Genomic DNA, 24578 nt, shown 5'->3' with positions numbered 1-24578 from the left:
TTGCCATGCACATGCGACTGGCGAGTGAAACGTTGAGGGGATGTTGGGTGGTTCGGCATGACGGATTGGAAGATTGAAGGGACGAAGTGGGTGCTAGTGTAATTTTTGCACAGATTTGCTGAGCGCTTCAAACGCCTCGGTTCGCAGGTGCACCGTGAGTTTGTGTGCATTTTGCCCGGCGCCATTCATCTATGCTGATGGGATTTTAATCCCGGAAATTTCAATAAAGTTCGTCGTCCGCTCACTCGTCATCGCTTCCCTGCTGGCTTGCGCTACCGCCCACGCCCAGTCCCCTGCCCCGGCCCTCGCCGCCGACCAGGTCGCCGTCGGCGCCAAGCCCTATGCCGGCAAGTTGCCGGACGTGCCGGTCGTTGTGCTGACCTCGGTGCAGCAGGCCGAGAAGCCGATGTTCTTCCTCGAGACCGCGGATGCGGTGGCGGTCAAGAGATCGCTGCATGCGGATTTCCTGAAGCAGTTCAGCAAGGGGTCGCAGGTGGTGACGGATAGAAGCGGGCACAGTATCCAGATGGAGGAACCGGAACTGGTGATCGCGGCGGTGCGGGAAGTCATTGCCCTGGCTGACCGGAACGGCGCCGAGGCGCGTTGATGTGCGCTTGACGAATCGAAGGGTATTTCTGGCACACCGCTGTCTGACATTCGGACACACGCTCTGCCCTGATCTCTACCAACGTCAAGCCCGTGTTTCAATGTCAGACCCCAGCCTTGTCCGTCCTGATGCTGGCCATGCCCATGCGCATGCTCGGCTGGGCCATGCTGTCGAGGGGCGCGTATCGGGTAGAGCTGTTCGACGGCCTCTACCTGCCGGCGATCATGCGGCACAGCCCGGTGGCCTGCGGCCGCTGCATGGGATACTGGCCTGCCTGCTGTTCTTTACCGTCATGGCCCACGTCGGCGCGGCGCTCTGGCATGCATGGATACGCCGGGATAACGCCCTTGCGCAGATGACCTCGGGCGAGGGACCGCTCCGTGATGGCGTCGTTAGCCGTGGACGAACGCCGGAAATGTGACATCTGTCCTGTAGAATGTTTACATATGAACAAACGCGTACTGATCGTCGACGATTTTCCGCTCGATGCCGAGTTGACGAGACGTGTCCTGGAGGCCTGCAAGGACATCCCGGAAATCGTCATCGTCGCCGATGGCGCGGAAGCGCTGAGCGAACTGGAGCGCCGGCACGATTATGCGGTGATCCTGCTCGATTTACGCTTGCCCAAAGTCGACGGATTCGAAGTACTCAAGCAACTCTCGTCGAAACCATTTCTGTCCGATATTCCCATCATTGTCGTTTCGGGTAACCGCAACGATTACGACCGGATGCGCGTACTCGTGATGGGAGCAACGGACTTTGTGGAAAAGACAATTGACTATGCCCAATTCCGGGACGAGCTGTTCCGGACGCTGGCGCGAAACCGGCTTTGCTGTGAGGACTTCGTATCGCCCGCCTGAGTACACACTCCTTCCAAGCAGCAGCGTATCCACGCGCGTGCATGCCAAGTGCGGCTCCAACGTAGTCTGAATAATCTAGTAGCACGTAAATTTAAAAACATCAATTCTTTTAAATTTTGAAATAATTCGCCAAAACGTTTCGTTCGCCGGTTATGCCATGTTAGGCTGAGCAAGTTCACAATCCGCTCGAGGGATGCCATGCTCTCTGGTCGCTCGCACTACCGCATCCTGATTGTCGATGACAACGTCGATGCCGGCGAACTCCTGCAAATGATGATGGAGATGGAAGGATACGAGGTCCATGTCGCCTGCGATGGTCGTGCGGCGCTTATAGACGCCAGAACATTTCGCCCACATATCGTCCTTTCCGACATCGTCATGCCTGGCATGTCAGGCTACGAGCTGGCGGCAGCATTGCGGCGCGAAGGCTTTGGTTCGGAAACCTTGATCATCGCCATTTCGGGTTACGCCGGAAATTATCCTGAAGCCGAAAAGGACGCGTCGCATTTCGACGCCTTTCTCAGCAAGCCGGTCGCCTATGCCGACATCTGCGACCGCCTTGCAAGCCACGTCGCACACGCCAGCCTACTGCAAGCTCAGGTATCCCGCTGAGGCAGCCGGCGCCCGTGCCGCCACTCACTCTGCCCCGTTCACGCTCCAGGACATCGACGGCGGCGCCTGCCGCGGATCCTCCCCGCACTCCTTGTCCGGTTCCGCCCCCATGGTCAACACGAGCGTGCCGCCGTTGCCGATGTCGGCCTGGCTGAACCATGCCTTGTTCCATGGCTTGCCATCGAGCGTCGCGGACTGGACGTACACATTGCGCGCCGAGTTGTTGCGCGATGATGTCGAGCACCTTGCCGTTCCCCAGGCGCAGGCGCACCCGGTCGAAGATCGGGCTGCCCAGGATGTAGTCCGACGTTGACGGGTCGACCGGATAGAAACCCATCGCGCTCATGACATACCAGGACGAGGTCGAGCCCTGGTCGTCCATGCCGGGATAGGCGTAGCCGCTGGCGTCGCTCCCGTATGCGCATGGCAAAACGCCCGCGGCAGGCGGGCGTTTCGGTTCGAGAGAAAATGCTTACTTCTTCAGTTGCTTGCGGCGGCTTGCCACCAGGCCGGCGACACCCAGGCCCAGCAAGGCGACCGAGGCAGGTTCCGGCACTTCGGCCAGGGAAATGCTGCCCATGTGCTTGTCGTTATTGGCATCGAGGGTTGCGGTGTACAACAGACTGCCATTGACGCCGTAGAAGTCGAGCTTGTAGATATCGCGGTAAGAACAGCACTCGGAGCGACCGAACATCGTGATGCTGTCGAGAGTCACGGCGCTGCTGAACGAAATGTTCAGCCAGTCGGACAGGCTGCCGCCGCTACTATGCCACATGTTCGGGAAGGTCGTGTCGGCGTATCGGCCGTCGATGGCTTTCGCTGCATACGAATCCCAGCTCCAGGTCGACGAGGCGGTCGCCACGGTGCCATTGCTTGCGAGAGCGACGTTGCGGCCGGTTTTGGCCTCGAACGCCTGGAACTCGGTGACCTGAATATTGGGATTGTTCGACGCTTGGGTGACACGGATATCCTTGACGCCGACGAGCCCGGCGTGGGCGGCGCCAGCGAAAACGACGGTCGACAGGATGAGGCTGGAGATGAGAGAAGTGGATTTGGACATGATTTTCCTAAAAAAATTTATGATTAACTCGTAGCAATTACTGTGCCTGGAAAGCAATCTTCTTTCGAATCATGTACTTACAAATCCTGTCAATGAATCTGAGAGGCAGTATGTAAAGTTTGCCGACAGTGTTTATAAGGATCAGGGCGTCGTCACTCCTGTCAGCCCTGATCGCTCGCTTGACCTTATAGTTACTTCAAGGTTTTTAATGCAGATATGTTGAAGGAGGACTTATGTCTGCATGTTGCTCCGGAGGCTGCTCCTCGGACAAACCACCCGCCGATGCCAGGTACCGCCGCATCCTGTGGATCGCCTTGGCCATCAATGCCATCATGTTCGCCGTCGAAATGGCCAGCGGCTTCCACGCCGGTTCGGTCTCTCTCGTCGCCGACGCGGTCGACTTCCTGGGGGACGCGGCGAACTACGGGATTTCCTTGCTGGTACTGGGACTGGCGCCGATCTGGCGAACCCGCACCGCACTGGTCAAGGGGATCATGATGGGCGGCTACGGCATCTTCGTCCTGGGTCTGACCGGCTGGAACATCGCCAGCGGAACGGTGCCGCACGCCGAAACGATGGGAACCATCGGCCTGCTCGCCCTGGTCTCCAACGCCACGGTCGCCGGTTTGCTGTACGCGTACCGCAACGGCGATTCGGACATGCGTTCGGTATGGCTTTGCTCGCGCAATGACGCGATCGGGAATGTGGCGGTGATGTGTGCGGCGCTCGGCGTGTTCAGCACCGGAACCGGGTGGCCGGATGTGCTGGTCGCCGGTGTCATGGGTCTGTTGGGGACCACTGCGGCGCGGACCGTGATTGCACAGGCACGCGTCGAGCTTCGCAAAACCCAGGTTCGCGAGGCTGGTGCGAGCGTCCGTCCCATCGAGTTGAAGCGACGCTAGTGCGGAAATTCGGCACTGGCCTTCGCCGGTGCGACGGTCTTGTGGCTAGCGGTGCAAGGCAAAGTTGAAGGGTATTAGCCGTCCAGGTGCGAAATTAGCATACGACCCGCATCGCGGCCTTGCGCCTCGCCGTTCTGGCCGTCCACCGAAATCCCCACCGCCAGGATGTCGATCAGCAGCAGCTGCAGGATCCGCGAGATCATCGACAGGAAGCTGGTGCTGTCTTCCGCATGGTCGACCGCCAGGCACACGGTCGCTTTCCGCGCCAGCGGCGACTGGCTGTTGCTGATCACGATGACGTCGGCGCCGGCCCGCCGTGCGATATCGACCGCTTCCAGCAGCTCGGCGATGCTGCCCGAATTCGATACCGCGATCACCACGTCGCCCGGCTGCAGCAGTTCCGCCGCCAGCTTGAACAGGTGCGAGTCGCCATACAGCGAAGTCGGAATGCGGAAGCGGAAGAATTTGTGCTGTCCGTCCAGCGCCACCGCGCGCGAGTTCCCCATCGCGAAGAACTCGACGCGGCGCGCGCGGCTCACCAGTTCGATGGCGCGGTCGAGCGAGCGCACATCGAGCTGGTCGCGGAAGCGCAGGATGGCCGACACCGTGTTGTCGATCACCTTGGCCGACAGGTCATGGGTGCTGTCGCTGGTGCGCACCTGGCTGTGGCGCACCGGGATCGAGCCGGTCAGGCTGCTCGCGAACTTCAGCTTGAACTCGGCCAGGCCGGCGAAGCCGAGCGAGCGGCAGAAGCGGATCACGGTCGGCTGGCTCACTTCAGCCAGGCGCGCGATCTCGGCGATCGGTTCGTTCAGGACCAGGCGCGGCTGCTCGACCACCAGCGCCGCGACGCGCTGCTCGGCGGGACTGAGTTCGTGGCGCAGGTTCTGGATGCGGTCGGTCAGGGAGTTGGCGCCGCTGCGGCCGCGCAGGTGCTCGGCCAGGATGGTCGCCACGCCATGCAGGGCCGGATAGGGTGCACTGATCACATAGGTCGGGATCTGTGCAATGTAGTCGGTAAAGCGCCCCTTGGCTTCGAAGCGGGCGCGGAAGGGCGATTGCTGGAACCACTCGCCCATGCGCGGCACGATGCCGCCGCCGATGAAGATGCCGCCGAAAGCGCCGAGCGTCACCGCCAGGTTGGCGGCGGCCGCGCCCAGCATGCCGCAGAAGCATTCCAGCACCTCCAGGCACAGCGGATCGCGCTGCTCGAGCGCGCAGGCGATGATCTCGGCCGACTTGCGCGGCGGCGCCTCGACGCCGTTACGCTCGGCCAGCGCGCGGTGGATGATCTCCATGCCGGGGCCGGAGATCAGGCGTTCGTTGGAGACGTGCTGCCACTCGCGCCAGGCGGTCTCCAGGACGGCGAACTCGCGCTCGTCGCCGGGCGCGAAGTTGACGTGGCCGCCTTCGCTGCCGAGGGTGACGAAGCCGTCCTCGGTCGGGATCACACCCGAGACGCCCAGGCCCGTGCCCGGCCCCAGCACGCCGATCACGGCCTTCGGCACGGGCGTGCCCTGCCCCACCTGCAGCAAGTCCTGCTGGCCGAAGCCGGGAATCGCCATCGCCAGCGCGGTGAAGTCGTTGACGATCAGAAGCGTGGTCAGGCCCAGCTCGCGGCGCACCGCGTCGGTCGAGAATTCCCAGGCGCGGTTGGTCATGCGGACGAAGTCGCCGCTGATCGGATTCGCCACGGCCAGCGCCGCATGGTGCAATTTGATGCCTGCGTGATCTTGCAGGTAGTAGCGCAGCAGCGCGACGATGCCTTCGAAGTCCTCGCATTTCAGGACCCGCACCGCGCCGAAGGCGCCGGGGCCGGTCTGCAGCGCGAGCCTGGCGTGGGTCGCGCCGATGTCCGCCAGCAGGCGCGGACCGTCGGCGAAGGCCGCACGCAGGAACTGGTTCGCCTCCTGCTGGCTGCCCATTACCTGGCGTCCGCCGCCACGCTGCCGAACCAGGCGCCATACGGCGGCAGAGTCACGCGGCCGGCGGATGCCTCGCCCGGCAGGCCCTGGACCGTCAGCGAGGACGCCTGCGCAGTCAACGGCCAGTCGAAGCTGACCGGCTCCGCGCTCAGGTTGAAGGCGGCCAGCACGCTGTCCATGCCTTCCACGTCGCGGCGCAGGGCCAGCGCCGGTTCCGGCGCGTCGAAGAATGCGATCTCGCCGCGGGTCAGCTGCGGCATGGTCTTGCGCCAGGCGATGAAGCGGCGCTGGAAGTTCAGCATCGAGTCCGGGTCCTTGTCCTGGGCCTCGACGTTGGCCGCCAGGTGCGGCGCGGCGACCGGCAGCCACGGGGTGCCGGTGGTGAAGCCGGCATTCGGCGCCTCGCTGGTCCACGGCATCGGCGTGCGGCAGCCGTCGCGGCCCTTGAACTCGGGCCAGAAGGTGATGCCGTAGGGGTCCTGCAGCAGTTCGAACGGGACGTCGGCCTCGGTCAGGGCCAGCTCGTCGCCCTGGTACAGGCAGGGCGTGCCCTTGAGCGAGAGCTGCATCGCCAGCACCAGCTTGCCCAGGTTCGGCGAAGGGTTCTCGCCGCCCCAGCGCGTCATCACGCGGATCGCGTCGTGGTTGCCGACCGACCAGGAGCCCCAGCCGTCCTTCACCCGCTCCTTGAAGTCCTCCACCTGCTTGCGCACGTGCGCGGCGCTGAATTCCGGCGTGAGCAGGTTGAAGCTGTAGGCCATGTGCAGCTTGTCGCCGCCTTCGGTGTACTCGGCCATCTGCGCCAGCGCGTCGTCCGAGCTGACTTCGCCGATCGAGACCGCGCCGAATTCGTCGAGCTGGGCGCGCACGCGGCGCAGGAATTCGATGTTCTCCGGCTGGGTCTTGTCGTGAATGTGCGCCTGCATGCCGTAGGGGTTCACGTCGGTGACGGTCGAGGTGTCGCGCACCAGCGCCGGCGGATTGCTGCGCAATTGACGGTCGTGGAAGTGGAACACGCAGGCATCCATGCGCACGCCGTCCACGCCGCGCGCCAGCCAGAAGCGCTGGGCGTCGAGGTGGGCCTGCTGCACGTCCGGATTGTGGAAGTTCAGCTGCGGTTGACTCGTGAGGAAGTTGTGCATGTAGTACTGCTTGCGGCGGGTGTCCCATTGCCAGGCCGAGCCGCCGAACACGGACAGCCAGTTGTTCGGCGGGCAGCCGTCAGGGAGCGGATCGGCCCACACATACCAGTCCGACTTCGCGTTGTCGCGGTTCTTGCGGCTCTCGACGAACCAGGGGTGGGTGTCGGCGGTGTGCGACATCACCTGGTCGATCATGATCTTCAGGCCCAGGCCGTGCGCCTTGGCGATCAGGGCGTCGAAGTCGGCCAGGGTGCCGAACAGCGGGTCGACGTCGCAGTAGTCGGCGATGTCGTAGCCGAAGTCCTTCATCGGCGACTTGAAGAAGGGGGACAGCCAGACGATGTCCACGCCCAGGCTCGCGATGTAGTCGAGCTTCTCGGTGATGCCGGCCAGGTCGCCCACGCCGTCGCCGTCCGTGTCGAGGTAGCTGCGCGGGTACACCTGGTAGATGATGGCTTCTTTCCACCAGTCGGGGTTGGTCGAAATCTGGGTCATGGCTGGTCCGTCGAGGTTCATGGAATTCTAGGCAATATACAGGATGAGGAAAAAGATGACAATTGCCCAGCATTTGAAGAATTGCTCGCATAATCGTTAATAAACAATGACTTATAAATACCGCTGCTGCTAACACTTGAGGCATGAAGTAGCTAAACTACGAAATTTCATGATCGCGTTTGTTTCATCGCGATATTTTTATTGCAAATTTCCATGAGGTCGGCATAGGATCGCGTCTGTTTCGTTTTCCGAGGACGCCATGAATTCCCCCGCCCCCGCCGAGGTCAAGAGCACCGGCCGCATGCCGCGCCAGATCCCCTACATCATCGCCAACGAAGGCTGCGAGCGTTTCAGCTTCTACGGGATGCGCAACATCCTGACGCCCTTCCTGATCTCGACCCTGCTGCTGTTCGTCGCCGAGTCCGAGCGCGCCGGCGAAGCGAAGCACGTATTCCACACCTTCATGATGGGCGTGTACTTCTTCCCGCTGCTGGGCGGCTGGCTGGCCGACCGCTACTTCGGCAAGTACAACACCATCTTCTGGTTCAGCCTCATTTACTGCGCCGGCCACGCCTGCCTTGCCATCTTCGAGCACAGCGTCGAGGGCTTCTACTTCGGCCTGTTCCTGATCGCCTTCGGCTCGGGGGGCATCAAGCCGCTGGTAGCGTCTTTCGTCGGCGACCAGTTCGACCAGACCAACAAGAGCAAGGCGAAGGTGGTGTTCGACGCCTTCTACTGGATCATCAACTTCGGCTCCTTCTTCGCTTCGCTCCTGATGCCGCTGTTCCTGCGCGACTACGGTCCCTCGGTCGCCTTCGGCATCCCGGGCATCCTGATGTTCATCGCCACCATGGTCCTGTGGAGCGGCAAGAAGCAGTACGTGCACGTGCCGCCCGCGCCGAGCGATCCGCACTCCTTCCTGCGCGTGGTGCGCACCGCTTTGATGAAGCAGAACTTCCCGGGCCAGGGGCGTCCGGGCCTGGCCGTTGCCGGCTTCGGCGCCGCGGTCGCCGTGGCCTCGCTGGCCATGACCCCGAGCTGGGGCTTCGTCATCGCCGCCTGCACCGCCCTGGTGCTGCTGCTGGCCTGCGTCGGCATTGGCGCCTCGATGCAGCTCGAGCGCGCCCGCGGCGTGCATCCGGACATCGCGGTGGACGGCGTGCGCGCGGTGCTGCGCATCCTGATCGTGTTCGGCCTCGTGACACCATTCTGGTCGCTGTTCGACCAGAAGGCCTCGACCTGGATCGTGCAGGCCAACGCCATGTCCACCGAGGTGAACCTGCTCGGCTGGAGCTTCGAAGTGATTCCGGCGCAGATGCAGGCCCTGAATCCGCTGCTGGTGATGATCCTCATCCCGTTCAACAACCTGGTGCTGTTCCCGCTGCTGACCAAAATGGGCCTGCTGCCGACGGCGCTGCGCCGTATGACCGCGGGCATCGCCTTCTCGGCGCTGGCCTGGATCGTGGTCGGCAACCTGCAGGTGCAGCTCGATAGCGGCGACGCGGTGTCGATCGCGTGGCAGATCCTGCCTTATGCGCTGTTGACGCTGGGTGAGGTGCTGGTGTCGGCCACCGGGCTCGAATTCGCCTACAGCCAGGCGCCGGCCTCGATGAAGGGCGTGATCATGGCGCTGTGGTATCTCGCGGTCACCGTCGGCAACCTGTGGGTGCTGATCGTGAATGCGGGCGTGAAGAACGAGGCGGTGATCGCTCACATCGAAAGCTCGGGTGTGGGGGTGATGGCGTTCCAGATGTACTTCTTTGCCGGGTTTGCGCTGCTGGCGGCCGCGATTTTCGGGCTGTATGCGAAGCGTTACAAGATGGTCGATCATTACCGCGGCTGATTTTTTCCACTTTCAACGGCGAAATCCCTGTCGCTTGAAAATTGCTGGCGTTCGCATTTCAGGCCACCGGCCTGAAATGCCCGCCCACCCTACATGAAACGACTTCGATTTACCGCTCTGGCGGCAGCTCTACTCACGTCTTCGGCGCATGCCGCCGTTCCTCTGGCGGCTTGCGATAACCCATCCTTCCAGGAAGTCTTGCATGCGTCCGACGCTTCGCTGGACGCGCGTGCGGTCTGGCTCGACGGCACGCGCCTGACCTGGCCGGGCGCGAATGCCGGGACCTTCAAGCTTTATTACTCGGCCAAGGCGTCGATCGTCGCCAAGCCTGGCGCCAGGATCGAAGGCGCCGACGGCGCGCTCACCCTCGACTCGTTCGACACCGCCCTGCCCGTCCGCTTCAAGTACGTCGCGGATGGTCAGGTGCTGGCGCTGCAGGCGGCCGACCTGAAACGGATCAAGGCGCTGCACCGCGGCCAGCTGGTGCTGGTGCAGGAAGCGCCGGACGGCACGGTGCGCGACGCCACCCGCATCCAGTCGGCCGGCGCGCTCGACGACCTGTACGCGGCGGCCGAGAACATTCCCGACCTGGGCGCCACGCCGAAGAAGCACCGCACCACCTTCCGCCTGTGGGCGCCGACCGCGCGCAATGTCGCGGTCTGCACCTACGACAGCGGCAGCGGCCGCGCGAGCGCCGTGCATGACATGGCCTTCGACGCGAACACCGGCGCCTGGAGCGCACAGGTGGCCAGGGACCTGTCCGGCCGCTATTACAAGTACGCCGTCGACGTCGCGGTGAACGGCATGGGCCTGGTGCGCAACCTCGTCACCGATCCCTATTCCGTCAGCCTCACCACGGACTCGAAGCGCAGCTACGTCGCCGACCTGGACGCGCCGAACCTGAAACCGAAGGGCTGGGACGCCACCCGGGCGCCGGCGACCGTCAAGGCGCAGACCGACATGGTCATCTACGAACTGCATGTGCGCGACTTCTCGCTCAACGACCCGAGCGTGCCCGAACCGAAGCGCGGCAAGTACACGGCCTTCGGCGAGGCGAATTCGAACGGCATGCGCCACCTGAAGGCGCTGGCCAGGGCCGGCCTCACCGACATCCACCTGCTGCCGGTGTACGACATCGGCAGCATCCCGGAAAAGGATTGCGCCGTGCCGCGGCCGTCGGGCGCGCCGGATGGCGAGAGCCAGCAGGCGCTTACCCGCAAGACCGCGCACCTTGATTGTTTCAACTGGGGCTACGACCCCTACCACTACAGCGCCCCGGAAGGCAGCTACGCGAGCGACCCGTCGGACGGCGCGCGCCGTATCCTCGAATTCCGTCAGATGGTGATCGACCTGCACCGGGCGGGCCTGCGCGTCGGCACGGACGTGGTCTACAACCACACCTTCATCGCCGGCCAGGAAGAAAAATCGGTGCTGGACCGCGTGGTGCCCGGCTACTACCACCGCCTGAACGCTGTCGGCGCGATCGAGCGCTCCACCTGCTGCGACAACACCGCGACCGAGAACCGCATGATGGCCAAGCTGATGATCGATTCGGCCGAGCTGTGGACGCGCCACTACAGGATCGACTCCTTCCGCTTCGACCTGATGGGCCACCAGCCGCGCGACGCCATGGAGCGCCTGCAGAAGCGCGTGGACAAGGCCGCCGGACGCCACGTGCAGCTGATCGGCGAAGGCTGGAACTTCGGCGAAGTGGAGAACGGCGCACGCTTCGTGCAGGCGTCCCAGCTGTCGCTGAACGGCTCCGGCATCGGCACCTTCAGCGACCGTGCGCGCGACGCCGTGCGCGGCGGTTCGCCCACCGATTCGGGCGAGTCGATGATCCGGCGCCAGGGCTACATCAACGGCCTGGTCTACGATCCGAACCCGCTGGGCGGCGAGCACAAGACGGTCGACCTGCTGCGCGCAGCCGACATGATCCGCGTCGGCCTGGCCGGCTCGGTGCGCCCGTACACCTTCCAGACCTTCGACGGCCAGACCCGCAGCCTGGAGAGCATTCCCTACGGCGGCGGCCAGCCGGCCGGCTACGCGAGCCAGCCGGGCGAAGTGGTGAACTACGTCGAGAACCACGACAACCAGACGCTGTTCGACATCAACGTCCTGAAGCTGCCGCTGAACACCAGCGCCAGCGAGCGCGCGCGCGTGCAGGTGCTGGGCATGGCGATCAACGCCTTCAGCCAGGGCGTGGCCTATTACCACGCCGGCATCGACACGCTGCGCTCGAAGTCGCTGGACAAGAACAGCTTCAACGCCGGCGACTGGTTCAACCGCATCGACTGGACGTACCGGGACAACTACTTCGGCACCGGCCTGCCGCAGAGCGACGACAACGGCAAGGACTGGGCGCTGTTGAAGCCCTACCTGGCGCAGGCTGCCGCCATCAAGCCGGCGCCGTCGGACATCGCCTTCGCCCGCGACGCCTTCCGCGACCTGCTCGAGATCCGCGCCAGCTCGACGCTGTTCCGGATGCGTTCAACAAGCGACATCGTCCGGCGCCTGCGCTTCTTCAACACGGGGCCGCAGCAGCAGCCGGCCGTGCTGGCCGCCTGGATCGACGGCGCGGAGTATCCTGGCGCGCACTTCGCCGGCCTGAGCTACCTGGTGAACGTGGACAAGGTGGCGCACACGGTGGCGGACGAGGCCCTGCGCGGCAAGCGCTTGGTGCTGCATCCGGTGCACATGAAGAACGGCGCCGCCGACAAGCGCGCCACCCAGGCGACCTTCGAGAGCGCGAGCGGCAGCTTCACCATCCCACCGCGTACGGCGGTGGTGTTCGTCGTCCAGTAATCGAAGGGGTCAGCCTGCCGCGGGACCATTCAGCAGGCGGGCGATCTCGACTTCCCCCTTCTCGTCGAAGATCGGGCAGGCCTCGGCCAGCGCAACGGCTTCGTTGAAGTCGGCCGCGGCGATGATGGAGTAACCCGACAGCGACGACGCACTGGTCTTCGGGCCGCGCAGGCGGCTCGGCACCTCGACGCTGCTGCGCGCCAGCCCGCCGCGGTCGACCAGGGCGCTGCCCAGCGAAGTGAACCAGGCGTCCCAGCGGGCGGCATCGTGCTGCGGTCCTTCGGACTCGTCGAGGGTCGAGCCCCGGTAAACGATCAGGTAGCGTTCCATAACGGCTCCTTTGCTCAGGTTCGGCAAACCTTAGCAGAAGCCCCATGGAGGCGACGCACAGCTCAGTTGGACGCCGACACGTTGTAGCCGCTCACGCGCCACGCTCCATCCTTGTCGTGCACGGTGGTGACGGTTTCCACGACCTTGGCATCCTGCTGGAACTTCGATTCGTACTCGAAGGCGAGCTGGCCGTTGCCCTTGTCGTGGCTAGCTTTCAGCTTGCGCGACTTCAGGTCGCCCAGGGTCGCGCGGCTGAGGTTGATGATCGAGTTCCAGAAGAACTGGTTGTTATCCTCGCGCACGTTGGCCGAGCTGGCGCGCCAGGCGGCGCCGGTGTCGCCGCCGTCGACCAGCTTCAGCCAGCTTTCCGCCGCGCCGCGCGCGGCGGCGGCCTCCTTGGGGTCCTGGGCCAATGCGCCGGCGCTGAACAGCAGGCTGGCGGCAAGCAAGGTGGATACGATCATTTTCACGCTGTTCTCCTGAAATCTGATGCTGGCATCGTAGCGCGGCGTGATACCGGACGCAGCACCGCCACGACAGAATGCCGCAAGCCGGGAATGAACGGTCGAAAACCTGCGAAAACCGGTGTCAGACCTGACACCGAAGTTGGAAGTCGAACTGAAAAACCGGTTCAGGCTTCGCTGATGCCGAGCTGCGCGAGGATGGCGTCCTTGATCTCCTGCAGCGCCGGCTGCGACACCTTGCGGGGGTGAGGTGTCGAGATCGGGAACACGGTGCGGATGGTGGCCGGGCGGGTCGACAGCACCACCACGCGGTCGGCCAGGTAGATGGCTTCCTCGACGTCGTGAGTGATCAGGAGCACCGTGTGGTTCTCTTCGCGCAGCACGCGCAGCAATTCGTTCCTCATCTTCAGGGCGGTGAGCGCGTCGAGCGCCGAGAAGGGTTCGTCCATCAGCACGATGTCCGGCTTGACCGCCAGCGCGCGCGCGATCTCGACGCGCTTGAGCATGCCGCCGGATAGCTCCTGCGGGTAGGCTTTCTCGAAGCCCTTCAATCCCACCATCTCGGCGTAGTGGTCGGCGGTGGCGGCGCGTCCTGCCGGATCGCCGTCCAGGAGGCCGAACATCAGGTTCTCGCGCACGGTCAGCCACGGGAAGACCGATCCCTGCTGCGAGATGACGATGGCGTTCGGCGAGGGCCGCGTTACCTTCACGCCGTCGATCGCAACGTGGCCGCTGTCGGGTAGCTCGAAGCCGGCCAGCAGCTTCATGAGGGTCGACTTGCCGCAGCCCGACGGTCCGACGATGGCGACGAATTCTCCCGGCGCGACCTCCAGGTCGATGCCGCCGACCACCGGCAGCGAGCGGAATCCCTTGCGCAGGTCCTTGATGGCGATCTTAGCGTCCATAACGCCACCTCACTCCTTTCAGTCCCTCGAGCCGGCGCATCAAGACGTCGATGCCCAGGCCAATAAGGCCGATGATGATCATGGCCGCCACCACCAGGTCGTAGCGGTTGCCGGCGTTGCGCGCGTCCATGATCAGGAAGCCCAGGCCCGAACGCCGCACGATCATCTCGGCCGCCACCACCACCAGCCAGGCCACGCCGAGGCCGATGCGCATGCCGGTCAGGATCTCGGGCAGTACCGCCGGCACGATCACCTGGCGGAACAGGCGGGCGCGCGAGACGCCGAAGTTCTCGGCCGCGCGCAGGTAGCGGCTCTCGATGGCGTGCACGCCGGCCGAGGTCTGCAGGATCATCGGGAACACGGCGGCCAGGAAGATCAGGAACACCGGCGACATGTCCCCTACCCCGAACCAGAGGATGGCGATCGGGATCCAGGCGATCGGCGAGATCGGGCGCAGGATCTGGAATACCGGGTTCAGGGTGCGGTAGGCCGCGTCCACGCGGCCCATCCACAGGCCGAGCGGCACCGCGACCACCAGCGCAATCAGGAAGCCGGTCGCGACCCGCGCCAAGGATGCGCCGATGTGTTCCCACAGGGTGCCGTTCTCGATCAGTTCCAGTACGCCGCGCCCCACTTGCAGCGGGGTCGGGAAAATCAGGCTGCCGCTTTGCACGACGACGATCCACCACAGCGCCACCACGGCGGCGAGCACCGCCAAGGGCGGCCATATCCGGTTCAGTCTATCCATCATCTCGATAAGGAATCAAAACGCCAGCGCAGGCGCGCCAGGCCGGGCGCCGGCGCTTCCTCGACCACCACCGTCATCTTGCCGCTGGCGTGCGCGGTGCAATCAAAAGGGTGCTCGCCGGTTTGTTCGAACGGCAGCCGGAAATCCTGGCCCGGCATGATGAGCACCGGCCCGAAGATCTGCGGCACGGTGTCGCTGTTGCGCAGCAGGAGCACGTCGCGCACGCCGAGCGTCAGGGTGATCGTCTCGGGCAGGATGCTGGTCTTGTCGCCCTTCATGCGGCGCTCCCAGGTGCCCTTCGGGATCTCGAACAGCAGCTCGCGCGAATCGCTCGTCACCGGCGCCAGCGCGGCCCAGGCCAGCAGCGCCGCCAGCACGGCGGCCAGGGCGATACCGATGCGCTTCTTCATTCCGCGGCGAGCACGTTCACGTCGTGCACGATCTCGTCCGCCGGGCGGCCAAAGGGCATCAGGGCGCGCAGCATGCCCTTCTTGTCGACGAAGTAGAGATAGGAAGAGTGGCCCATCTGGTAGCTGTCCGGGCCCGTAGGGACCTTGGTCGCGTTAATGCCGTAGTCCTTGCGGATCGCAGCCATCTGATCCGCCGTGCCGGTCAGGCCGATGAAGCTCTTATCGAACTGCGCGAGGTAGGTCTTCAGGCGCGCCGGCGTATCGCGCTCCGGATCGACCGAGACGAACACCACCTGCAGCCGGTCCGCGTGAACCCCGAGCTTCTGGCGCGCCTGTGTCAGGAGCGCCAGCGAGGCCGGGCAGATCGCCTGGCAGTGGGTGAAGCCGAATTCCAGCACCACGATTTTCCCGCGCAGCTTCGACAGACGGAAGTCGCTGCCGTCAGCTGCTTTCTGCGCGATTTCGGGCGCCGTGCGTGGCGGCGTGAAGGTGCCGGATTTCAGCGGCTCGGCGGCCTGCGCCATTGCGGCAACGAGCATCAGCGATAGCACAAGACGGCGTTTCACAGCATCACCTTCACGGGACGGACATTCTTGACGAAGCTCTCGTCCACGTACTGCTCGTAGCGCACCGGACGCTTCAGGGTGCCGGCCTGCACCGACAGCTGCATCAGCTCATCGAATTCGTTGCGCAGCATGCGCAGGTCGCCATAAGTGACGCGGTCGGAAGGGTTGTCCATGACGAACTTGATGATCTTGGGGTCCTGGCCGAAGAAGTCGCGCTTGGCGGCGATGTGCGCCGCCTTGTCGCGGTTGACGGGCGAGGCGTCGAGCCAGTTGCCGGCCGCCTGCACGTAGTTGACCAGCTCCTGCACCAGCGGGCGGTTGGTCCGGATGAGTTCCTCGCGCACGGTCAGCACGCAGCAGATGTAGTTGCGCCACTCGTCGCGCGTCATCGACAGCGGCCGCGCATAGCCGGCGCGCTGGGCCGCAGCGCCGAAGGGTTCGCCGGTGCAGTAGCCGTCCACCGCGCCGGCGTACAGCGCGGCCGGCATGTCGGGCGGCGCCATCTCGATGACCTCGATGTCCTGCGGCGACATGCCCTCGCGCGCCAGCATCTTGCGCAGGAAAAGATAGTCGACCGCGAAGCGGCTCGGAATCGCGATCGCCTTGCCCTTCATGTCGGCGAACCTGCGATAGCGCGAATCGGTGCGCACCATGATGACCGCGCCCGAGCGGTGGCCGAGCGAGACGATCTTCAGTGGGATGCGCCAGTCGGTCAGGTCCATCACCAGGGGCGCGAGCATGTAGGCGGCCTGGATGCGGCCCGTCATCAGGGATTCCTTGATCTCGGGCCAGCCCGAGTACTTGTTGTACTCGAACAGGGTGGCGGCCGCCTGCGGCTTGCCGTCGGCAACCGCGCGCGCCTTGCAGGCGATCGGCAGGGTCAGGTTGCAGGTGACCGGCAGGCCGCCGACCTGCAGCGGCGCGCGCAGCGGCGCGGGCGCGGCGAGCACGCCGCCCGCGAACGGCAGGCTGAGTGCGCCGCCCAGCAACTGGCGCCGGCGCGGGGAATGCTGGTGCATGGCGCTCGTCCTCACACGTCCAGGTGCGAGATCAGGGCCTTGCGCTGGGCCTCGCCCTCACCCGCCGAGGCTTCCTGCGCGCCCAGCGAGATCCCGACCGACATGATGTCGATCAGGAGCAGCTGCAGGATGCGCGAGATCATCGACAGGAAGGTGGTGCTGTCCTCGCTGTGGTCGACCGCCAGGCAGACGCTGGCCTTCTTCGCCAGCGGCGACTTGCTGCTGGTGATGGCGATGACGTCGGCCCCGGCGGCGCGCGCGGTGTCGACCGCCTCCAGCAGTTCCGGCAGCTTGCCCGAGGTCGAGATCGCGATCACCACGTCGCCCGGCCCCAGCAGGCCGGCGGCGAGGGTGAACAGGTGCGAGTCGCCGTAGAGCGCGGCCGGAATGCGGAAGCGGAAGAACTTGTGCTGGCCGTCCAGCGCCACCGCGCGCGCATTGCCCATCGCGTAGAACTCGACGCGGCGCGCGCGGCGCAGCAGCTCGATGGCGCGGTCGATCGAGTTTACGTCGAGCTGGTCGCGGAACTTCAGGATGGCGGACACCGTGTTGTCGATCACCTTGGCCGACAGGTCGTGGGTGCTGTCGCTCATGCGCACCTGGCTGTGGCGCACCGGGATGGTGCCGGTCAGGCTGCCGGCGAACTTCAGCTTGAATTCGGCCAAGCCCTGGAAGCCGAGCGAGCGGCAGAAGCGGATCACGGTCGGCTGGCTGACGTCAGCCAGGCGCGCGATCTCGGCGATCGGCTCGGACAGCACCTTGCGCGGATGCTCCAGCACCAGGGCGGCGACGCGCTGCTCGGCCGGCGAGAGTTCGTGGCGCAGCTGCTGGACGCGGTCCATCAGGGTATTCGCGCCGCTGCGGCCGCGCAGGTGTTCGGTCAGGATCGCCGACACGCCGTGCAGGGCCGGGTTCGGGGTCATGATCACGTAGGTCGGGATCTGCGCAATGTAGTCGGTGAAGCGGCCCTTGGCTTCGAAGCGCGCACGGAACGGCGATTGTGCGAACCACTCGGCGATGCGCGGAACGATGCCGCCGCCGATGAAGATGCCGCCGAACGCGCCGAGGGTCACCGCCAGGTTGGCGGCGGCGCTGCCCAGCATGCCGGCGAAGGTTTCCAGGGTCTCCAGGCACAGCGCGTCGTGCTGGTCGAGCGCGGCGCTGACGATGTCGGCGGTGCTGCGGCTCGGGGCCTGGACGCCGTTGCGGCGCGCCAGCGCGCGGTACATCACCTCGATGCCGGGGCCGGAGATCAGGCGCTCGTTCGAGACGTGCGGCCACTCTTCCCAGGCGTATTGCAGGATCGCGAACTCGCGTTCGTCGGCGGGGGCGAAGTTGACGTGGCCGCCCTCGCTGCCCAATGTGACGAAGCCATCGATGGTCGGGATCACGCCGGACACGCCCAAACCGGTGCCCGGACCGAGCACGCCCGACACCGCATGCGTCTGCGGCGCGCCGCCGCCGACCTGCAGCAAATCCTTCGGCTGGAAGCCCGGCAGCGCCATGGCGAGCGCGGTGAAGTCGTTCACGATCAGCAGCGTCGACAGGCCGAGCGTGCGGCGCACCTCGTCGGTCGAGAACTGCCAGGCGCGGTTGGTCATGCGGATGGTGTCGCCGCTGATCGGATTGGCCAGCGCGAAGGCCGCATGGTTGATGCGCACGCCGCCGATCTGCGCCAGGTAGGCATGGAGCAGCTCCACGATGCCGCCGTAGTCGTCGCAATGCAGCACCGCCACCTGGCGCAGCACGCCGGGCGCGGTCTCGAGGCCGAAGCGCGCGTGCGTGGCGCCGATGTCGGCCAGCAGGCGGGGGCCATCGGCGAAGGCGGCGCGGGAGGGTTTCAGGTCGGTGTCGGGGTCAACGGTCATCGCGGATCACAGGCTGGTCGGGACGGGTCCCGGATCGCGTAAGGATACCATTGATCGATTGGCAAAAATACGCCCCGCCGACCCATCGACGCCGCTCAGCGCAGCAGGCCTTTCAGCAGCGCCTTGTGGAACCGGGCCGGATCCTGCATCTGCGGCGCGTGGCCCATCTCCGGGAAGCTCACCAAAGTCGCCTTCGGAATCGCCTTCTCGGTGCGCTTGGCCAGCTCCGGATAGTTGCCCAGCTTCGGCCGCAGCTCCGCGGGCGCGGCATCCTTGCCGATCGCGGTCGTGTCCTTCAGGCCGATCATCAACAGCACCGGCATGGTCAAGCGCGGGAACTCGTACACCACCGGCTGCGTATAGATCATGTCGTACAACAGCGCCGAATTCCACGCCACCGCCTGCTTGCCCGGCCCGCGGTACATCCCGGCCAGCATCTGCACCCAGGGCTCGTATTCCGGCTTCCAGGTGTTCACGTAATAGGTCGACTTCTCGTACTCGCGGATGCGCTCGGCCGTGGTCTTCAGCTCGCGCTCGTACCACTTGTCGACGCCCAGCGAGGGCACGCCGAGGGTCTTCCAGTCTTCCAGGCCGATCGGGTTGATCAGCACCAACTGCTCCGACTGCTGCGGGAACATCAGGCCGTAGCGCACCGCCAGCATGCCGCCGGTCGAGTGGCCCATGATGATGGCGTTCTTCACGCCGATCGACTCGAGCAGCGCGCGCGTGTTTTCGCTGAGCTGCTGGAAGGTGTACTGGTAGTGCGCTGGCTTGGTCGACTTGCAGAAGCCTACCTGGTCGGGCGCGACCACGCGGTAGCCGGCGTTGCTCAATTCCTTGATGGTCCCGGCCCAGGTCGCGCCGCAGAAGTTCTTGCCGTGCATGAGGACGACGGTGCGGCCATTCGGCTTGGCCGGCTTGACGTCCATGTAGGCCATCTGCAGCTTCACGCCCTGCGAGGTGAATTGATAGCGCTGGACGGGATAGGGATAGTCGAAGCCTTCCAGCTCGGCGCCGTAGGACGGTTCGCTCGCTGCGTGGGCAACGCCGAAGGAAAGGAGGGAGAACGCGGCGCAGGCAAGCGCGCGAGAAAGACGGGTCAGGACAGGCATGGTCGCAAGGATGCTGAGTCGACGGAGCGGCCAGTCTAGCCCAAATGCGGCAGCCGCGTGGCCGCCGCCCGTCAATCGGATCAGTCCTGCGAAATCAGCGCCACCGATGCCGGCTGCGCAAACTGCACCTTGCCATCCTTGACCACCGCCGCCTGGCCCGAATACGCGTCACGCACGGTCTGGCCGTCGTTGAACACGCCGGCGACGGTGATCGCCACCGCCTTGTCCTTCGGCAAATCCAGCGCCACGACCACGCGGTCGCTCACGCCATCCTTTTCCCAGGTGCGCTTGAAGGTGTAGGGGCTGTGCGCCAGCATCTGGTGCACGCCCGCCCCCACCGCCGGGTGGGCGGCGCGGAAGCGGCCCAGTTTCGACCAGTGGTCGTGGATGTCCTTGATGCGGTGCTGGCCGCGCTGCGCATTGGACGCCAGCTCGTCCCAGTTCATGAAGGAGCGCAGCTTGGCGTCGCCGGTGGCGCCTTCGATGTTCAGCAGGCGCGCGGTTTCGTCGCCATAGTAGATCTGGGCCGAACCCGGCGCCAGCAGCAGCTTGTTGGCCGATTCGATAGGACGCTGGCGGCTTGGGTCGAAGGGGCTGCCGTCGTCGTGCGAGCTGAGGTAGTTCAGCACCGAATAACCCTTCATCGGACCTTGCAGCGCCTTCGAGTACGACGAGAACAGCTCCTCGTAGCCCTTGGTGGCGTCGTTCTTCATGGTGAAGTTGATCATGCTGTCGAAGCCGTTGGCCAGGTAGTCGACCTTGGTCCCGCCGCCCAGGTCGAAGCTGCGCGCATGGTGGATCGAATAGTTGTAGACCTCGGACGTCATGAAGAACGGCAGGTTGCCCAGGCGCTTGCCCGGATTCGCGCGCTTCCATTCTTCATAGGCCAGGCTGGCCTCCTGCTTGACTTCCTTCCACACGCCCGGCTCGGTGTGCTTGACGGTGTCGGCGCGGAAGCCGTCCACGCCGTACTTGCGCACCCAGTCGGCGTGCCACTTCACCAGGTAGAAGCGCGGCGCGCGCGGGTAGCCGGTGCGCTTGAAGAATGCGTCCAGTTCCTTCACCTCGCGCTCGTAGCGCCCTTCCCTCTTCCACTTCGCCACCAGCTGCGGCGGCAGCGGCACATTCGCATTGCTGTTGGTGAGGATGTCCGGCAGGTTGTCGACCAGGGTGCAGTCGATGGTCGTCGGGGCGTCTTTATAGGTGCACTTCGGGCCGGTGCGCACCCAGTTCGACGGCCAGACCGGGTCAAGCTCCGTCACCGGGCCGGTGTGGTTCATCACCACGTCGAGGATCACGCGGATGCCGTTGGCGTGCGCGGTGTCCACAAAGGTGCGGAAGTCCGCCTCGGTGCCGACGTTGGCGTCGATCGCGGTGAAGTCCTTGGCCCAGTAGCCGTGGAAGCCGTAGCTCTTGCCGGTGCCCTCGTCGGTACCGGCATGGATCTGCTCGACCGGCGGCGTGAGCCAGATGGCGTTCACGCCGAGGTCCTTGAAGTAACCGTCCTTGATCCTGGCGGTGATGCCTTTCAGGTCGCCGCCCATGAAGCCGCGCAGCTTGGCCGCGTCGTCCTTGCGGCCGTATGCGTGGTCGTTCGCCTTGTCGCCGTTGTTGAAGCGGTCCGTCAGCAGGAAGTAGACGGTGGCGTTCTCCCAGACGAATGGCTTGGCGGTCTGGGCGGCTGCTTCGGAAGCGGCGCCGAAGGCGAGCAGCATGGAGGCGGCAAGGACGGGAAGTTTCATGCAGGTTCCTGTTTGGTGGGTGGAGGATCAGGTGATCACGGACGGGCTTGCGCGCCCGGTACGCCCGTGCAGTTCGGCGACATCGTCGGCGATGGCGATCAGTTCGGCGAGCGCTTCCTGGGTGTCGATGTCGTGGCGCGCCGGGTCGGCCTCGTAGCGCTCGAGGTAGAGGCGGATGGTGGCGCCTTCGGTGCCGGTGCCGGACAGGCGGAACACGATGCGCGAGCCGTCCGCCATGGCGATGCGGATGCCCTGGCGCGTCGACAGCGAACCGTCGACCGGGTCGGTGTATTCGAAGTCGTCGGCGACCGCGACGCGGAAGCTGCCCAGGGTCTGGCCGGCAAGTTGAGGGAGTTTCGCGCGCAGGGCCGCCATCAGGCCGTCGGCGGCGCTGGCATCCACGGCTTCGTAGTCGTGGCGCGAGTAGTAGTTGCGCCCAAAACGCGCCCAGTGTTCGCGCACGATCTCGTTCACCGATTGCTTGCGCACCGCCAGCAGGTTCAGCCAGAACAGCACGGCCCACAGGCCATCCTTCTCGCGGATGTGGTGCGAGCCGGTGCCGTAGCTCTCTTCGCCGCACAGGGTCGCGAGGTTGGCGTCCATCAGGTTGCCGAAGTACTTCCAGCCGGTCGGGGTCTCGAAGCAGGAGATGCCGAGGCTTTCGGCGACGCGGTCGGCGGCCTGCGAAGTCGGCATCGAGCGCGCGATGCCGGTGATCCCGCTCGCATAACCCGGCGCCACGGTGGCGTTGGCGGCGATGATGGCGAGGCTGTCCGACGGCGTCACGGCGAGGTTGCGGCCGACGATCATGTTGCGGTCGCCGTCGCCGTCCGAGGCCGCGCCGAAATCGGGCGCATCGGGGCCGTTCATGTGGGCGATCAGGTCGGCCGCGTTGACCGGGTTCGGGTCCGGGTGGCCGCCGCCGAAATCTTCCAGCGGCAGGCAGTTCACAACGGTGCCTTCCGGCGCGCCGATCTGGCCTTCGATGATGGCTTTCGCATAGGGGCCGGAGACGGCGTGCATGGCATCGAAGCGCATGCGGAAGCCGCCGGCGAACAACGAACGGATTGCGCCAAAGTCGAACAGGCGCCCCATCAGTTCCGCGTAGTCGGCTACCGGGTCGATGATGTCGACCACCATGCCCTCGATGCGCGTGGCGCCGATCTGGTCGAGGTCGACCGGGCCGGCGTCGCTGATGCGGTAGGCGTTCAAGGCCTGGGTATTGGCGAAGATCGCTTCGGTGACCTTCTCGGGCGCCGGGCCGCCGTTGTCGATGTTGTACTTGATGCCGAAGTCGCCGTCCGGGCCGCCCGGGTTATGGCTGGCCGACAGCACGATGCCCCCGAAGGCCGCGCGCTTGCGGATCACGCAGCTGACGGCAGGCGTGGACAGGATGCCGCCGCGCCCTACCAGCACGCGCGCCACGCCGTGGGCGGCGGCCATGCGCAGGATGATCTGGATCGCTTCGCGGTTGAAGTAGCGGCCATCGCCGCCGATGACCAGGGTGCGGCCATCGCCTTCACCCAGGGTCAGGAAGATCGCCTCGACGAAGTTCTCGAGGTAGCCGGGCTGCTGGAATTCAGTGACTTTCTTGCGCAGGCCCGAGGTCCCGGGCCGCTGTCCGGAGAAAGGCGTGGTCGGGACAGTCTGGATGGTCATGCTTTGCTCCTGTCGACATAACGTTGCGATGTTAATAAAACGCTACGATACGACAGGCGCAAATTCACTGGCGCGCGGGGGAATCAGATGGCCGACTTCACCGGCGCGGCGCGGTCGGTGACGAACAGCGTCAGCACGGCCGCCAGCAGCATCGCGCCGCCGCCCAGCGCCACCGTCATGACGGTATGGCCGTCGAAGAAGTGCCTGGTCACGCCGCCCAGCAGCAGGCCGCTGCAGATCTGCGGGATCACGACGAAGAAGTTGAACAGGCCCATGAAGTAACCCATGCGCCTGGCCGGCAGCGAGCCCGCCAGGATCGCGTAGGGCATGGTCAGGATCGAGGCCCAGGCCAGGCCGACGCCGATCATCGGCACCATCAGCATGTTGCGCTCGGTGATCAGGGCGATCGACGCCAGGCTCACGCCGCCAATCGCCAGGCAGGTGGCGTGCACGATCTTGCGGCTGGTCGCACGGGCGAAGATCGGCAGGATGAAGGCGGCCAACGCCGATACGCCGCTGTACACCGCGAACATGATGCCCACGAAGCTGCCGGCGGCCTGGTAGGCGGTCGACTGCGCATCACGGGTGCCGTAGACGGTGTCGGCGATCGCCGAGCCGGTATAGATCCACATCGCGAACAGCGCGATCCAGGTGAAGAACTGCACGAAGGCCAGCTGCACCATGGTCTTCGGCATCTTGGCGAAGCCGCCGAAGATCTCGGCGATGGCCACACCCAGGCTGCGGGAATGCTGGCGCTCCTTGTTGAAGGCGTCCATGTCCGGCGGCGGCAGTTCGTCGGCGGTAAGCACGGTCCACAGCACGGCCAGGAAGAAGATCGCGCCGCCGGCGTAGAAGGAGTAGCGCACGGTGTCGGGGATCATGCCGCCCACCGCTTCGTTCGACACGCCCATCGATTCGAAGAACCACGGCAGCAGCGAGGCGATCACGGCGCCGCAGCCGATGAAGAAGGTCTGCATCGCATAGCCGGCGGTCTGCTGCGAGGCGTCGAGCTTGTCGCCGACGAAGGCGCGGAACGGCTCCATCGACACGTTGATGGCCGCGTCCATCATCCACAGCACGGCCACCGCCATCCACAGCATGCTGGAATTGGGCATCAGGAACAGCGCGATCGCCGCCAGCAGGGCGCCGATGAAGAAGAAGGGACGGCGGCGGCCCCATTTCGGGTGCCAGGTGTTGTCGCTCAGGTAGCCGATCACGGGCTGCACCAGGAGGCCCGTCACCGGGGCGGCCAGCCAGTACAGGGACAGGTTGTCGGGGTCGGCGCCGAGCGTCGAGAAGATACGGCTGGTGTTGGCGTTCTGCAGGGCGAAGCCGAACTGGATGCCGAAGAAGCCGAAGCTCATGTTCCAGAGCTGCCAGAACGACAGGCGCGGCTTGATGGCGCCGGTATGCATATCCATTGATGTCCCCAATTGGCCCGGACCGTGCCGGACTCTCGTGTTATGCAGGCTGAAGAAAGAGGCAGCCTACCATTCCAAGCAAA

Annotated in this window: 22 protein-coding genes and 1 pseudogene; 7 read left to right on the top strand and 16 right to left on the bottom strand. The window is 65.1% G+C overall.

What is annotated here, in order from left to right:
- The first annotated feature begins 154 nt into the window (after positions 1 to 154).
- The 4 genes from LQ564_RS03770 (at position 155) to LQ564_RS03760 (ending at position 2079) form a co-directional block, all read left to right on the top strand.
- Positions 155 to 607, top strand: coding sequence for an alpha/beta fold hydrolase (locus tag LQ564_RS03770; RefSeq protein WP_231056734.1), 453 nt, complete (start codon positions 155 to 157; stop codon positions 605 to 607).
- 100 nt (positions 608 to 707) lie between these two features.
- Positions 708 to 1028: a cytochrome b/b6 domain-containing protein gene (locus tag LQ564_RS25995; protein WP_371873415.1), complete on the top strand. Its 321-nt coding sequence runs from the start codon at positions 708 to 710 to the stop codon at positions 1026 to 1028.
- Positions 1029 to 1053: 25 nt separating this feature from the next.
- The gene (locus LQ564_RS03765) at positions 1054 to 1467 is read left to right on the top strand and encodes a response regulator (RefSeq protein WP_231056733.1); all 414 of its coding nucleotides are present in this window, start codon (positions 1054 to 1056) and stop codon (positions 1465 to 1467) included.
- 198 nt (positions 1468 to 1665) lie between these two features.
- Positions 1666 to 2079 carry a response regulator gene (locus LQ564_RS03760; protein ID WP_231056732.1) on the top strand — a complete coding sequence of 138 codons (414 nt, stop codon included), beginning with the start codon at positions 1666 to 1668 and terminating at the stop codon, positions 2077 to 2079.
- A 24-nt stretch (positions 2080 to 2103) separates the two neighbouring features.
- Here LQ564_RS03760 and LQ564_RS03755 read toward each other — a convergent pair.
- Together LQ564_RS03755 and LQ564_RS03750 are read right to left on the bottom strand one after the other, a co-directional pair.
- A pseudogene (locus LQ564_RS03755) lies at positions 2104 to 2461 on the bottom strand (glycoside hydrolase domain-containing protein).
- Between the two features lie 90 nt (positions 2462 to 2551).
- The gene (locus LQ564_RS03750) at positions 2552 to 3139 is read right to left on the bottom strand and encodes a discoidin domain-containing protein (protein ID WP_231056731.1); all 588 of its coding nucleotides are present in this window, start codon (positions 3137 to 3139) and stop codon (positions 2552 to 2554) included.
- Between the two features lie 314 nt (positions 3140 to 3453).
- On the opposite strand from LQ564_RS03750, the gene LQ564_RS03745 reads away from it, so the two are divergent.
- Positions 3454 to 4041, top strand: coding sequence for a cation efflux transmembrane domain-containing protein (locus tag LQ564_RS03745; protein WP_307729915.1), 588 nt, complete (start codon positions 3454 to 3456; stop codon positions 4039 to 4041).
- A gap of 74 nt (positions 4042 to 4115) precedes the next feature.
- Here LQ564_RS03745 and LQ564_RS03740 read toward each other — a convergent pair whose 3' ends face one another.
- Together LQ564_RS03740 and LQ564_RS03735 are read right to left on the bottom strand one after the other, a co-directional pair.
- Entirely contained in the window at positions 4116 to 5966 is a 1851-nt protein-coding gene (locus LQ564_RS03740; protein ID WP_231056729.1) for a glucokinase, read from the bottom strand.
- Entirely contained in the window at positions 5966 to 7603 is a 1638-nt protein-coding gene (locus LQ564_RS03735) for an alpha-glucosidase (protein WP_231056728.1), read from the bottom strand. Before LQ564_RS03735 ends, LQ564_RS03740 begins: the two co-directional genes overlap by 1 nt.
- A gap of 301 nt (positions 7604 to 7904) precedes the next feature.
- On the opposite strand from LQ564_RS03735, the gene LQ564_RS03730 reads away from it, so the two are divergent.
- Both LQ564_RS03730 and LQ564_RS03725 read left to right on the top strand, forming a co-directional pair.
- Entirely contained in the window at positions 7905 to 9446 is a 1542-nt protein-coding gene (locus LQ564_RS03730) for a POT-type proton-dependent oligopeptide transporter (RefSeq protein WP_371873433.1), read from the top strand.
- 93 nt (positions 9447 to 9539) lie between these two features.
- The gene (locus tag LQ564_RS03725) at positions 9540 to 12251 is read left to right on the top strand and encodes an alpha-1,6-glucosidase domain-containing protein (RefSeq protein ID WP_231056726.1); all 2712 of its coding nucleotides are present in this window, start codon (positions 9540 to 9542) and stop codon (positions 12249 to 12251) included.
- 9 nt (positions 12252 to 12260) lie between these two features.
- Here LQ564_RS03725 and LQ564_RS03720 read toward each other — a convergent pair whose 3' ends face one another.
- From LQ564_RS03720 to LQ564_RS03665, 12 genes are all read right to left on the bottom strand, one after another.
- Positions 12261 to 12581 carry a YciI family protein gene (locus LQ564_RS03720; protein WP_231056725.1) on the bottom strand — a complete coding sequence of 107 codons (321 nt, stop codon included), beginning with the start codon at positions 12579 to 12581 and terminating at the stop codon, positions 12261 to 12263.
- Between the two features lie 62 nt (positions 12582 to 12643).
- On the bottom strand, positions 12644 to 13045 hold the full coding sequence (locus tag LQ564_RS03715) for a DUF4019 domain-containing protein (RefSeq protein WP_231057366.1): 402 nt from the start codon (positions 13043 to 13045) through the stop codon (positions 12644 to 12646).
- A 167-nt stretch (positions 13046 to 13212) separates the two neighbouring features.
- On the bottom strand, positions 13213 to 13950 hold the full coding sequence (locus LQ564_RS03710) for an ABC transporter ATP-binding protein (RefSeq protein WP_231056724.1): 738 nt from the start codon (positions 13948 to 13950) through the stop codon (positions 13213 to 13215).
- Positions 13940 to 14662, bottom strand: coding sequence for an ABC transporter permease (locus tag LQ564_RS03705; RefSeq protein WP_231057365.1), 723 nt, complete (start codon positions 14660 to 14662; stop codon positions 13940 to 13942). The genes LQ564_RS03710 and LQ564_RS03705 overlap by 11 nt, the downstream gene beginning before the upstream one ends.
- Positions 14663 to 14697: 35 nt before the next feature.
- Entirely contained in the window at positions 14698 to 15108 is a 411-nt protein-coding gene (locus LQ564_RS03700; protein WP_231056723.1) for a cupredoxin domain-containing protein, read from the bottom strand.
- Positions 15105 to 15674 carry an SCO family protein gene (locus LQ564_RS03695; protein ID WP_231056722.1) on the bottom strand — a complete coding sequence of 190 codons (570 nt, stop codon included), beginning with the start codon at positions 15672 to 15674 and terminating at the stop codon, positions 15105 to 15107. Before LQ564_RS03695 ends, LQ564_RS03700 begins: the two co-directional genes overlap by 4 nt.
- A complete protein-coding gene (locus LQ564_RS03690) occupies positions 15671 to 16693 on the bottom strand; it encodes an ABC transporter substrate-binding protein (RefSeq protein WP_231056721.1) in 1023 nt (340 codons plus the stop codon). The genes LQ564_RS03695 and LQ564_RS03690 overlap by 4 nt, the downstream gene beginning before the upstream one ends.
- An 11-nt stretch (positions 16694 to 16704) precedes the next feature.
- The gene (locus tag LQ564_RS03685; protein ID WP_231056720.1) at positions 16705 to 18561 is read right to left on the bottom strand and encodes a glucokinase; all 1857 of its coding nucleotides are present in this window, start codon (positions 18559 to 18561) and stop codon (positions 16705 to 16707) included.
- Positions 18562 to 18656: 95 nt separating this feature from the next.
- Positions 18657 to 19673: an alpha/beta fold hydrolase gene (locus tag LQ564_RS03680; RefSeq protein WP_231056719.1), complete on the bottom strand. Its 1017-nt coding sequence runs from the start codon at positions 19671 to 19673 to the stop codon at positions 18657 to 18659.
- Positions 19674 to 19753: 80 nt separating this feature from the next.
- Entirely contained in the window at positions 19754 to 21415 is a 1662-nt protein-coding gene (locus tag LQ564_RS03675) for an alpha-amylase family glycosyl hydrolase (protein WP_231056718.1), read from the bottom strand.
- A gap of 27 nt (positions 21416 to 21442) precedes the next feature.
- Positions 21443 to 23074, bottom strand: a complete 1632-nt coding sequence (locus LQ564_RS03670) for an alpha-D-glucose phosphate-specific phosphoglucomutase (RefSeq protein WP_231056717.1) — start codon at positions 23072 to 23074, stop codon at positions 21443 to 21445.
- An 83-nt stretch (positions 23075 to 23157) separates the two neighbouring features.
- A complete protein-coding gene (locus LQ564_RS03665; RefSeq protein WP_231056716.1) occupies positions 23158 to 24495 on the bottom strand; it encodes an MFS transporter in 1338 nt (445 codons plus the stop codon).
- Positions 24496 to 24578: the final 83 nt, after the last annotated feature.

Origin of the sequence: Massilia phyllostachyos, from assembly GCF_021044825.1 — a bacterium.
In the GTDB taxonomy this organism is placed as follows: domain Bacteria; phylum Pseudomonadota; class Gammaproteobacteria; order Burkholderiales; family Burkholderiaceae_D; genus Telluria; species Telluria phyllostachyos.
This window is presented reverse-complemented; position numbering and strand designations above follow the sequence as displayed.